The sequence below is a fragment of the Legionella gratiana genome, assembly GCF_001467695.1.
GTDB classification, from domain to species: Bacteria; Pseudomonadota; Gammaproteobacteria; order Legionellales; family Legionellaceae; genus Legionella; species Legionella gratiana.
This window is the reverse complement of the sequence record NZ_LNYE01000022.1, coordinates 99,025-111,177: the sequence shown is the minus strand read 5'-3', so window position 1 is coordinate 111,177 and position 12,153 is coordinate 99,025. Positions and strand designations below refer to the sequence as shown.

The window sequence follows — 12,153 nt, the reverse complement described above, 5'->3', positions numbered from 1 at the left end:
AAAATATCTTTTCTCAAATGCTCAAAAAATTCCACTGTTTCCTGAGCTCAAATTCTGGTATTTTATACAATTACTAACGGTTGAAGGCTAAGGAGATGGCTATGGACCCACGTGAATTTGACGATAATGAGATGGAAATCGAAGATTTTAATGTCGATACAACTCTATCCACCGAAACGACTGCCTCAACTAAATTAGAACGAAGAAGACGCATCGAAGATTTATTTGAGGAAAAACGTCTTAGAGAAGAGCTTGCAGAGTTCGGCTAAAATTGAACACTGATACAAAATACGAAAGCAATCTAAATAATACAATGGACTTCTATTCTAAAATGACATGTTGAGATCCTGAGGTGGTTTATTATCAATATTAGTTTCTGTAGGTTTTGATAATGATTGTTCACGATCTTGTTTGTACACCGTTCTAAAATCCGAAGCCTTCTTTTTTGATGGTACTATCGATAGTAATTTTTCTTGTACATAGCTATCTAGTTTTCCCTCTCGCTTAGCCAATTGAAATCCACTTTTTAGTTCTTCCTCTTTTTCGGGATTTTGGTTAAGTAGTACTTTCATTGCCTCATATAAAAAACATTGTTGCACATGAGCGGCAAATCCTTTATTTTTAAAAGGTAATTGCCCCCAGTTTTTTAATACATTTTTAAGTGCGGTGGGTTTATCAAGATCGCGTAGAGAAGAAATTAGTATTTGTACTCCCCTATCACTTTCATTATAGATATTCGCGAGAGCTTTCATTTTTTCAGGTTGAATATAGTTATGTTTTGGATCAATCTCATTTTCTTGTTCTTTAAAATAGCTGTGTTCATTGAGCTTTAATAAGTTCTCTTTTGAAGTAATTGCTGATTTTCCGTCCGGGGAAATCTTAAAACCTTGTTGTCGTAAAATCGCTTTTTTACTCTCAGAAAGAGGTGAACCAAATCGTCGATCAAATGAAATGGTTACCTGATCGCCGCTAATGGATACGTGCTTCACATAGGTTGATGGATTCGTAAAAAAAGGCGCTCTATAAGGTTTACCCGACTTATCATACAGCTTGGGTTTATTGATTAATTGCGTTACTAGCATTGATTTTTTTAATAACTTTAGATTGTCATCATCCTTAGCTTTTACTAAATCTCCAACTTGTTTTGAAGAGCCATTGATTTTAATAGGTGGAAAAAGTTTTTCAATACTGCGAATTCTATCATTAAAGCTTTTACGACATTCTTTGGTATCTTTTTGCAGTTTTTTTACCGTAGGATCGTCAGGCATCTCAGAATTTGCTTTGGCAATCTCTTTAAACATATTTTTAATGTCTTCTTTTTTTTGCAAAATCCCAATAGCACCTTGGATTTTTTCTTCAAAACTGGAATCATTGACTACGGACTTATTTCTGCCCATAAAATGACGAGAAATAAAATTAGGTAAATTAGAGAGAAAATTTGTAGGAATTAAATTAAATGCTCTATCCAAACCAAAATTATTGGTTGCCATAAATACTTGATCAAAAAAATACATTTTTTTGGGATCAGTACCCGTTAAACCTTTATTTCCACCTTTTTTCCCTATAAAATCAGGATCTCCAGACAGCATAAAATAAGCACTGTATTGGCCAAAATCTTCCACCGAATCAAAATACTTCTTCTTGAGTCTGCCATGCATACTACGTTTATCTTCAATAAATTCAGTCATTAATTTCATGTCACCAAATGGCACAAATAAGCAAGGATGGCGTCCATTACCAGTATCATGATAAACCATAGTACAGTCTGTAACATTGGAAAAACCTAACAGCCGTGCAATCTTTAAGCCGATAGCTTCTCTTTGCACTTCCGTATCATCTCCTTCTCCAGTATTCATGAGTCTGTCAAGTAGGGTTGCTTTAGGATGCTTAAGAATGGCATTCATTCGAATTTTATTTTGCATTACATCATCAATATTTTGCGCTTGAGCAAGTTTTTCTAAATTGTTCTTTAAGGTATCTTCATCGATTAAACAGGTTTTTTGCGTCACTCCGCCAGCAGTATCAGCAATAGAATAATATCGTTTATTACCTTCTTGCGTAGGGATTATCACCAATTTAAGCGAGTTAATTTTATCAAGTTGGGCTTGGATCTCTTTCTTCTCGTCTTCAGAACGAGTGGCTTTTAATAGTTGTTTTAATTGCCTTGTTGCCTTTTTAATTTTTTTCGCAATATCAGTATCAATTTTTTCTCGTACTGAAGTTTTTCGGTTAGTATAAGAGAATTCCTCTTGCGTATCTGGTGGCGGCATAAATATTGATTATAAATATAGCATATAATTCAAGTATAGAACATTATGCTAAATTTATACCAATAAAATGCTAGTTAACATCAGTTCGATATAAAAAATAAAGTGATTTTTGATATCAACCTGTTTTTTTTGAAAAATAAATATCAAATCGTACTGTTTTACCAGAGACTTGTGCATTTACCGGCAATAAAGGATTACTTTTTTGTGGCCATTTTACTACAACTCTTTGTTTCGTTCGTGCTATTGCCAACTGAATTAAATCCCGAGCATCATCATCAGGTCCGATTATTTGCTGCAGTGCCTGCATCTCTTTTTTTACTAATGCTGATTTACTACGTTCAGGATGCATAGGATCAATATAAATTACATCAGGATAATTTTCCTCTTCAAGTACTTTAAAATAAGAATAAGCATCGCCAAAATAAAGAGATAGATGTATTTGCTGTTGATCAGACTCACTTCTCCTCGATAATGCATCCGATAATAAAGAAGCCATGACGGCATGGCGCTCTATCATCAATACCTCAGCCCCAAAACTACCTAATACCGCGGCGTCTCGTCCCCATCCCGCAGTTGCATCAATAATTTTAAGTCCAGGACATGGTTTACAAGCACGAACTAAACCTTGTTTTTTTCCTTCTGCTTTTCGCTTACTCCAGAAAGCACTGCTTAATTCAGCCGAAATAGGTGAAAAACCGGGTATTTTCAATGCCAGTTTGTCTGCAGTTACAAAAAGACAAGGATTTGCATGCTTGTCTAAAACAAAATTTAGCTGTTTCGCAAGATTTTGTGCTTTGTCATATAAATTATCAAGCTCATAGCCTACAGCCATAATATCTATCATATTTGCAATAATGAAATATCCGCAACACCTTGCAATAAATCCTGCAAGCACACTAAAAGTGCTAAACGATTAGACTTTATTGTTTCATCGTCAACCATTACCATCACTTTATCAAAAAATGCATCAACAGGCTCCCTCAAGCTCGCGAGTAATTTCAACAGCGCACTATAATCAGCAGAGCGATATAAAGGTTCCACTGCTTGAGCAATATGTTTTATGTGTGTATGTAAAGACTTTTCAACTTCTTCTTCAAGAAGTTGCTCTTTGATCGGAGGCAAAACGTGGTTCTCTGCTTGAGCAAGCAAATTATTTACTCGTTTACATGCAGCAGAAAGAGATGAAGCCTCAGGAAGTGTAACAAACACTTGTAACGCACTTAATCGTTTATCCAAATCATAAAGCCATTCATCTTGACGCGCACGCACAGCATGCACTAAATCGATGCTTAATCCTTGGCCTTGATAATAGGATTGCAGGCGATCTAAGATAAAAAACTTTAATTCATCACATAGATTTGGCTCAATAGATATGGTTGTTCCATAATGAATAATTGCTTGCTCAATCAAAGTACTTAAATTAAGAGGCGCAGGTGTAGAAATGAGCAATCGAACCACAGCCAAAGCATGACGACGCAATTTAAACGGATCTTTTACTCCAGAGGGCTTTTGGCCAATAGCAAAAATACCCACTAAAGTATCAATTCTATCTGCTAAAGATAAGGCCAGACCTAAATCAGACCCAGGTAAACTATCCGCAGAAAAGCGTGGCATGTATTGTTCATTAAGCGCGTGTGCAACAACTTGATCTTCACCATCATTTAATGCGTAATAATAGCCCATTAAACCCTGTAATTCAGGGAACTCCCCTACCATACCCGTTAACAAATCACATTTGCTCAACTGTGCAGCACGTTGCGCTTGGTGAATTTCTAAATGCAGCGCGGGACTTAAATAAGTCATCATTGTTTCAACTCGCAATGCCTTTTCTAATAAGCTCCCTAATTTTGCTTGAAAAACAACATGTTCTGTTCCTGGAATTCGTTGACTTAAAGGTTGTTTCTTATCTTGCCTAAAAAAGAATGCTGCATCACTTAAACGAGCACGCATTACCTTTTCATTCCCCATAATCACTTGTTTAGGATTAGAACTAACAATGTTAGAAACAGTAATAAAATGAGGTAATAATTTTCCTTGTTTGTCTTTTAAAGCAAAACACTTTTGATGTAATTGCATTGATGCAATTAATGATTCAGCCGGAACTTCAAGAAATTCTTTTTCAAAATCAGCCATTAATGCCTGAGGCCATTCTACAATGGATGTCACTTCATCAAGCAAGTTTTCAGGCATAATAGCCGTTGCTTGATAAGATGCGGCCAATTGGTTTACTTGTTCTTGAATGATTTGTCTACGGGTAGCAAAATCAGCAATGACAAATGCTTCTTTCATTTGTGATTCATAACTTTGTGCTGAATGGATAGCAATTTGTTGAGGATGGTGAAAACGATGTCCCCTACTGAAGCGACCACTTTGAATTCCTAAAAGAGTATGCTCTATAACCTCATCCCCATAAAGAGTGACTACCCAATGCACGGGCCTTGCAAATTCATCATCACCCGAACCCCAACGCATAGGCTTTGGAATCGGTAGCACAGTTAAAGATTGGCTGATCAGAGTGGGTAACAAATCTTTAGTTTTATTTCCTTGACTCTGTGTCTCATAGACTATCCAAGCCCCTTTTTCTGTTTCTAATCGGGTCAACTGCTCCACTTCAACACCACAAGATTTTGCAAAACCATGTAATGCTGGCGTAGGTTTGCCTTCCTTATCATAAGCAGCAGCCAATGCTGGGCCTCGCCGAGTATTACTTTGGCTTTTTTGTTCTGCTTGTAACCCTAAAATAATAACAGCGATACGCCTCGGTGTAGCATAACGTTTTACTTGCCCATAAGCTAATTGTGCTTTATCTAACGCAGCTAATAATTGATTGGCAAATTCATCAGCCAAAGGCCAAACCGAACCAGAAGGTAACTCTTCACAACCTAATTCAAAAATAAAATCATTGACCATCACACACCTTTTGATTAAGCATAGGAAAGCCTAAAGCTTCGCGCGCCTGATAATAAGCTTGAGCCACTGCTCTTGATAAATGCCTTACTCGTAAAATATAACGCTGTCTTTCAGTAACTGAGATTGCTTTGCGTGCATCAAGTAAATTGAACGAATGCGATGCTTTAATCACCATTTCATAGGCGGGCAAAGGCAATTGTAACGAAATTAATTTTTGTGCTTCACTCTCATAATAATCAAACTGCTTAAATAACTTTTCTACATTCGCATGCTCAAAGTTATAAGCAGACATTTCAACTTCATTCTGATGAAACACATTGCCATAAGTAATCATTCCGTTAGCTGTATTACTCCAGGGGAGGTCAAATAAATTATCTACTCCCAATAGGTACATTGCTAATCGTTCTAACCCATAAGTCAACTCACCGGTTACGGGTTTACATACTAGACCACCCGCTTGCTGAAAATAAGTAAATTGAGAAACTTCCATACCATTTTGCCAAACTTCCCAACCTAAGCCCCAAGCGCCCAGCGTAGGAGATTCCCAGTTATCTTCAACAAAACGAATATCATCTGCCAAAGGGTCTACTCCTAAAGCACGTAAAGAATCCAAGTACTTATCTTGTATATCCAAAGGTGAAGGCTTGAGTACCACTTGAAATTGATAATAATGCTGCACTCGATTTGGATTATCTCCATAACGACCGTCTGTAGGTCTTCGAGAAGGTTGAACATACGCTGCATACCAGGGTTCAGGGCCTATTGCTCGCAAGAAAGTAGCAGGGTGAAAAGTACCCGCGCCAACTTCCATATCAAATGGTTGTAAAATGACACATCCCTGAGCAGCCCAATATTGCTGCAACGTTAGAATAATATCCTGAAATGTAGTTGGTTTTGTCATGAAGGTCTCAACATAACCTAGGTGCAGCGAAACAGAACCTGGGTTTTTAACACAAATTTTCCGGGCTCTGCTTCGCTGCACCCAGCTATAAATAACACTCAATTAAGTCCGTGCCTACGTCCCGTGGCTTGCCCACGAGATCCAGAGATCTAATCCCAGCGCGAGATTTCTGGATCCCGCGGACAAGGCGCGGGGACGTCGAGATGTGAAGAGTTTACTTAAAAAAGCTTAACTTTGTGCCATTAATATATACAACGGTCTTATGAATTACCAGCGGCTTTTTTAATTAATTCTTGTAAGGATTCCTCGCTCGCAGCACCAGGTATAAATGAAGGTTCAGAACCTGCTTTAAACTGGCCATTTGGAGTTGAAGCAATAATAAATGCTGGAGTACCCATCAAGTGTAATTTTTCTGCCAATTCACGGTTAGCATCTAAAACGGCTGTGACTTCTTTGCTTTGCATGTCCGTTTTTAACTTCTTCATGTCTAAACCTAAAGACTTAGCAGTTGCCATTACGATTTGATCATTCAAACGCTTATCAATAGAAATCAGCGCATTATGCATTGCTTGATATTTACCCTGCATACCAGCAGCTAAAGCAGCCCTGGAAGCAAGCTCAGAGCTCTTACCAAAAATAGGGAACTCTTTATAAACAACGCGTAAGTCACTGTCTTTCTTAAGCAAACTGTCGATAACTGGGGACATTTTTTTGCAATGAATGCATTGATAGTCAAAAAATTCTACTATAGTAACATTACCTTTAGGATTACCCACTACGGTAGTTTTACCTTGGAATAATTGATCGGTATTTTCTTTAATTGCAGATTGAGCTTGTTGCTGCATGTTTTGTTGTTGCTTCTGTTGCAATGCTTGCGAAACTTCCAACAGTACTTCTGGATTAGCTACTAAATAGTCATGCACTACTTTTTCAATTTCTTTCTTTTGTGCATCAGACATAGGAGTCGCAGAATTAGTATCTGCTGCTATTGCAGATGATGCCATAGACACTGTTAGTGCTCCTACTGTTAATAAGCTTTTAAATTTCACGCAGTTCCCCTTATTTAATAGTTAACATAATCCTAGAAAAAGCAGTAGGACTCCACTGCTTTTTCTAGGATATTACCAAAATCCTTTACAAACGGCACCCTAGCATCCACTTAAAAAAAATTCAATAGTTAGGATGTCATTGTACTTATTTTACTGCAGCTCAGGCAAAGACAAAACCTAGATTTTAAGTACAGTCATTAAACCAGGCTGATAACTTATGTTGCAACAGCCAAATTAGCGTAGGCTAAGACAAGCCATTTTACACCATGTCCGCTAAATTTCACCTGAACGCGCGTATGTGCGCCACTGCCCTCAACTGCTAACACCACTCCTTGGCCAAATTTTGCATGAGTCACGTTTTGCCCCAGAGGTAACCCTAATGTTTGGGGTACGGATGAAGGTTTATTTCGAGAAATAACGGGCGATTGAAAACTCGCTTTTACACGAATCTCATCGAGTAACTCCTGTGGTAATTCTCTTAAAAATCGTGAGGGTCGATGATATTCTTCTCGCCCATACTGGCGTCTTATTTCAGCATAAGATAAAATCAGCTTCCGCATAGCCCGAGTCATACCCACATAACATAATCGACGCTCTTCTTCCAAACGGCCAGGTTCCTCCAAAGATTGTTTCCCTGGAAAAACACCCTCCTCCATACCCACCAAAAACACGACAGGAAATTCAAGACCCTTAGCAGCATGGAGCGTCATCAAATGTACGTAACGCTCATGTTCACCTGCTTGCATTTCTCCTGCTTCTAAAGAAGCATGTGCTAAAAATGCATTCACTAAAGGAATGGCTTCCTCTTCTTCTTGCTCATATCGAAATTGTTTCGCGGCATTAATCAATTCTTGTAAGTTATCGAGCCGAGACTCTGATTTATCTCCTTTGATTTTACTGAAATGTGCATGTAACCCACTTAATAAAATCACTGTGGAGAGCTGCTCATCCAGCTCCATTTCTACTGTATTTTGTTGCAATTGCTCGATTAACTCTATAAATCTTGCTAATGCTGAACCTGCACGCTGTGCCATTTCACCCGATTTCAATAAAGTTTTAGCTGCATGCCATAAAGAACATTGTTCTGATTTTGCATAATAACGCAAATCATCAAGCGTTTTTTCACCGATACCGCGAGTTGGGAAATTAACAACACGATCAAAAGCGGGATCATCATCAGGATTCACCAATAAACGTAAATACGCTAAAGCATCCTTTACTTCGGCACGATCAAAGAAGCGTACCCCCCCATAAATACGATAAGCAATTCTTGCACGTAAAAGCGCCTCTTCTAAAACTCTAGATTGTGCATTTGACCGATATAAAACAGCAATTTCATCCGTGCTGGTACCTTGATTGATTTCCATCATAATACGTTCACAGACGAAACGTGCTTCATCCAGCTCATTAAACGCACTATAAACAAGAATTTTTTCTCCAGTTGCTCCATCAGTCCATAAATCCTTTCCCATTCGGGAGTGATTATTGGTAATTAGAGCATTTGCCGCATCAAGTATGGTTGTTGTTGAACGATAATTTTGTTCTAAGCGGATAACCTGTGTATTTTTAAAATCTTGAGTAAATTGTTGAATATTCTCAACCTTAGCGCCACGCCAACCATAAATGGATTGATCATCGTCACCTACGGCCAAAACAGCGGTATGTTCGCCAGCAAGAAGACGTATCCATGCATATTGAATCGCATTAGTATCCTGAAATTCATCAACTAAAATTGCTTGAAACCGTTGGCGGTAATGATAAAGAATTTCTGGGTTATCCCGTAATAACTCATGAGCTCGCAGTAACAATTCCGCAAAGTCAATCACTCCTGCAGTCTGACACGCTTGTTCATACGCTCTATAAATAGTCAGTAATGTTTTGCCCGGTCCATAAGATAAGGTATGCACATGCTGTGGTCGTATCCCTTCATCTTTCTGTCCATTAATAAAAGACTGTGCTTGCTTTACTGGCCATTGTTCCGAATCGAGATTTAAAGAAGTAATGACTCGTTTAATCATGCGCGCTTGATCTTCTGCATCAAGAATATGAAATAATTCAGGTAAATGAGCTTCTTTGTAATGACGACGAAGTAAGCGGTGGCATAACCCATGAAATGTTCCTACCCACAACCCCAATATAGGCGTATTTAACATACTGTTTAACCGCGCCCTCATTTCACCAGCTGCTTTGTTGGTAAACGTTACTGCCAAAATACCATGGGGTGATATGTGCTGTTCTGCAATCAACCAAGCAATGCGGCTCACCAGAACTTTAGTCTTCCCGCTTCCTGCACCAGCCAGAACCAATGTATTACCAAGTGAAGCAGTAACTGCTTCACGTTGTCGCTCATTCAATTCTTTAAGAATTGCAGAAAGAGTCATAATTAATTCCAGGAAATAACCGATGGTGTATTCTATTAATAGATTCTTTTTCCCGCAAGGAAAAGAAAATACTAAGGTATCATAATAATTATAATCTTTTTCATCCAACCTGCACTCTAGCTCCATTCTAACAGTTTCTAAAAGTGTTAACATGTATTCAAAAAACGCAATCAATCCAACAAAAAGAAGATCCTAATATGGGCTGACGGATTATAAAATTAAACCTAAAAAAACAATTGACCTCTATTACAAAAGTCAACTGATTTTTTTAGGTTTATATTGCTTTCAAGCGCTTCACAGCGCAAAATAAGGCAATATGACAAATTTCGCAAAAGGACTAATATGCATTCGCTCTATCCATCAATAAAACCTTATGCACAACATGAATTAAAAGTCAGTGAGTTGCATACACTTTATATTGAAGAAACAGGAAATCCAAACGGACTTCCTGTCATGGTGCTTCATGCTGGTCCAGGCGTTTCTTCGGGAGATGGATATCTAAGACGTTTTTTTGATCCTCAGCATTATCGAATCATACTTTTTGATCAACGTGGATGTGGGCGATCTACACCACATTTAGAACTTCGTGAAAACACAACTCATTTCTTACTTGATGACATCGATGCCATTAGAGATTTTTTGGGATTGTCTGGATTTGTATTATCTGGTGGAGGTTGGGGTTCATTACTTGCATTGCTATACGCGCAAAAATTCCCGCAACAAATCAAAGCATTACAATTGCATCAAATTTTTTTAGGAAGACAACAAGATTGTGATTGGTTTTATAAACGCGGTACCAATTTATTTTATCCTGATTATTGGCAAGAATTTACAAGTAGTGTTCCAGATAATATGCTGAATGAAATTCCACAATACTATGCCCATTGTTTACAAGGATCAAACGAATTAGCACGTATGAGCGCGGCGAAATCCTGGGCGTTATGGGAAGCTCGGTGCAGCAGTTTACAACCTCATTTATATGTTATTGATCAATTTAGTGATCCTCATTTTGCTTTAACTCTTGCAACCTTAGAGTCTCATTATATGAAAAATCACTTTTTCATTGAAGAAAATCAAGTATTGGCTAATGTTCACAAGATAAGACATATTCCAACATACATTGTTCATGGACGCTTTGATTTAATTTCTCCTTTAGCTAGCGCTTTTGAACTTCATCAAGCGATACCCGCATCTAATTTAAGGATCGTTCGTGATGCAGGACATTCAGATAGAGAATCTGGAATTATTGATGCTTTAATTTATGCAAGTAAAGAGATCTCCAAACAAGGGCTCGATGCATGCTAGTTGTAATTCAAAGAGTATCTCATGCTCAAGTAAATATTGCTGATGAAACTGTAGCTAAAATTGATCAAGGATTACTAATACTTTGTGGTTTTGAACCTAATGATACAGAACAGAATATCAATAAAATGTTAGATAAGTGTATTAATTACCGTATTTTTGAGGACAGTCAAGGCAAAATGAATTTAAGTCTTAAAGAAGTCAATGGCGGTTTATTATTAGTACCTCAATTTACGTTAATGGCAGACACCCAAAAAGGCTTGCGTCCCAGCTTTTCAAACGCAGCACCCCCAGAACTTGGGCAGCAATTATTTGATAATTTACTTACTCGCGCCGCGCAAGTCTATCCAAAGATACAAAGTGGATGTTTTGGCGCCAACATGCACGTTCATTTATGTAATGATGGTCCAGTAACTTTTCTATTAAAGTTTTAACATATATCGAGAGTAGAATCATGCCCTAGATTGCTCATCTTTCTTATTCACGTTGAGCTAACTGAATAGTTTGCAAGAGCAGTAAACTCGTGTAACATCTCTAATAAAATAAATAATAAAAAAAATCATGCGATTCATCTCAGTTATCAGTTTTACTAGTAGTCTAATTTTATCTGGTTGTGTTTGTAAAGGAACTAATCCCGCAGATCCTTTTGAGCCTTTTAACCGCAAAGTATACAAATTTAATACCGCACTTGACCATTTATTTTTAAAACCCCCAGCAAAAGTATATAGAGCCGTAATTCCTGCTCCTGTCCGTAAAAGCATCAATAATTTTTACAATAATCTCGATCTTATTCCTACTGTAGGAAATGATCTCTTACAAGCACAAGGAAAATGGGCCATTCGAGACTCGTGGCGATTTATCATAAACTCTTCTTTAGGTGTAGGTGGCTTATTTGATGTAGCGAAAACCTTTGGTTTACCTCCTCATTCAAATGATTTGGGTCTTACATTGGCCAAATGGGGCGATAAAAATTCTCCTTATCTTGTTATACCCTTTTTAGGTCCAAGCACACTGCGCGACGGAGCTGGATGGCTTTTCCAATTTGCGTTGTACAGCCCTTATGTTTATATTAATGATGATGCAGTCGTCTACAGTTTGTTAGCACTTCGTTATATTGATTTGCGCTCCCAACTATTGGATACAGATCGCATCATGGATGAAGCCCTAGATAAATACGCGTTTATGCGCGATGCATATTTACAATATAGAAATCATCTTATTGCTGGCACTGAACAGGATTATGGGGCTCCTTATGTTGCCAATAAAAAAGAAGAGCAGGAGGCTGCTGCAGAAGTTGGGAGTGATTATGTAGATGAATAACTACTCAATGATTATCGGTC

Annotated in this window: 10 protein-coding genes; 4 read left to right on the top strand and 6 right to left on the bottom strand. The window is 37.9% G+C overall.

All coding sequences use genetic code 11. From position 1 onward, the window contains the following. Positions 1-101 precede the first annotated feature (101 nt). On the top strand, positions 102-269 hold the full coding sequence (locus Lgra_RS17985) for a PA3496 family putative envelope integrity protein (RefSeq protein WP_165482854.1): 168 nt from the start codon (positions 102-104) through the stop codon (positions 267-269). A gap of 57 nt (positions 270-326) precedes the next feature. Here the strand turns inward: Lgra_RS17985 and Lgra_RS08345 are convergent, their stop codons facing one another. From Lgra_RS08345 to uvrD, 6 genes are all read right to left on the bottom strand, one after another. Further along, the gene (locus Lgra_RS08345; RefSeq protein WP_058498807.1) at positions 327-2,270 is read right to left on the bottom strand and encodes a hypothetical protein; all 1,944 of its coding nucleotides are present in this window, start codon (positions 2,268-2,270) and stop codon (positions 327-329) included. Positions 2,271-2,385: 115 nt separating this feature from the next. Beyond that, on the bottom strand, positions 2,386-3,114 hold the full coding sequence (locus tag Lgra_RS08340) for a class I SAM-dependent methyltransferase (RefSeq protein WP_058498806.1): 729 nt from the start codon (positions 3,112-3,114) through the stop codon (positions 2,386-2,388). Continuing rightward, positions 3,111-5,180, bottom strand: coding sequence for a glycine--tRNA ligase subunit beta (glyS, locus tag Lgra_RS08335; protein WP_058498805.1), 2,070 nt, complete (start codon positions 5,178-5,180; stop codon positions 3,111-3,113). Before glyS ends, Lgra_RS08340 begins: the two co-directional genes overlap by 4 nt. Then, entirely contained in the window at positions 5,170-6,081 is a 912-nt protein-coding gene (gene glyQ / locus Lgra_RS08330) for a glycine--tRNA ligase subunit alpha (RefSeq protein ID WP_058498804.1), read from the bottom strand. Before glyQ ends, glyS begins: the two co-directional genes overlap by 11 nt. 260 nt (positions 6,082-6,341) lie before the next feature. After that, positions 6,342-7,130 (bottom strand): DsbA family protein, encoded by a 789-nt coding sequence (locus tag Lgra_RS08325; protein ID WP_058498803.1) that lies wholly within the window; start codon positions 7,128-7,130, stop codon positions 6,342-6,344. Positions 7,131-7,345: 215 nt separating this feature from the next. Then, positions 7,346-9,511, bottom strand: a complete 2,166-nt coding sequence (gene uvrD, locus Lgra_RS08320) for a DNA helicase II (RefSeq protein ID WP_058499270.1) — start codon at positions 9,509-9,511, stop codon at positions 7,346-7,348. A 342-nt stretch (positions 9,512-9,853) separates the two neighbouring features. On the opposite strand from uvrD, the gene pip reads away from it, so the two are divergent. The 3 genes from pip to Lgra_RS08305 all read left to right on the top strand — a co-directional run bounded on the left by pip (position 9,854) and on the right by Lgra_RS08305 (position 12,133). Beyond that, entirely contained in the window at positions 9,854-10,816 is a 963-nt protein-coding gene (gene pip / locus Lgra_RS08315) for a prolyl aminopeptidase (protein ID WP_058498802.1), read from the top strand. Continuing rightward, positions 10,810-11,247, top strand: a complete 438-nt coding sequence (gene dtd / locus Lgra_RS08310; RefSeq protein WP_058498801.1) for a D-aminoacyl-tRNA deacylase — start codon at positions 10,810-10,812, stop codon at positions 11,245-11,247. The genes pip and dtd overlap by 7 nt, the downstream gene beginning before the upstream one ends. Positions 11,248-11,374: 127 nt before the next feature. After that, on the top strand, positions 11,375-12,133 hold the full coding sequence (locus Lgra_RS08305; RefSeq protein ID WP_058498800.1) for an MlaA family lipoprotein: 759 nt from the start codon (positions 11,375-11,377) through the stop codon (positions 12,131-12,133). Positions 12,134-12,153 lie beyond the last annotated feature (20 nt).

What these genes read in the sequence shown, in the direction of transcription:
- Lgra_RS17985 (WP_165482854.1), top strand. Translation starts at nt 102, where the DNA reads ATGGACCCACGTGAATTTGACGATAATGAGATGGAAATCGAAGATTTT.
- Lgra_RS08345 (WP_058498807.1), bottom strand. Translation starts at nt 2,270, where the DNA reads ATGCCGCCACCAGATACGCAAGAGGAATTCTCTTATACTAACCGAAAA.
- Lgra_RS08340 (WP_058498806.1), bottom strand. Translation starts at nt 3,114, where the DNA reads ATGATAGATATTATGGCTGTAGGCTATGAGCTTGATAATTTATATGAC.
- glyS (WP_058498805.1), bottom strand. Translation starts at nt 5,180, where the DNA reads ATGGTCAATGATTTTATTTTTGAATTAGGTTGTGAAGAGTTACCTTCT.
- glyQ (WP_058498804.1), bottom strand. Translation starts at nt 6,081, where the DNA reads ATGACAAAACCAACTACATTTCAGGATATTATTCTAACGTTGCAGCAA.
- uvrD (WP_058499270.1), bottom strand. Translation starts at nt 9,511, where the DNA reads ATGACTCTTTCTGCAATTCTTAAAGAATTGAATGAGCGACAACGTGAA.
- pip (WP_058498802.1), top strand. Translation starts at nt 9,854, where the DNA reads ATGCATTCGCTCTATCCATCAATAAAACCTTATGCACAACATGAATTA.
- dtd (WP_058498801.1), top strand. Translation starts at nt 10,810, where the DNA reads ATGCTAGTTGTAATTCAAAGAGTATCTCATGCTCAAGTAAATATTGCT.
- Lgra_RS08305 (WP_058498800.1), top strand. Translation starts at nt 11,375, where the DNA reads ATGCGATTCATCTCAGTTATCAGTTTTACTAGTAGTCTAATTTTATCT.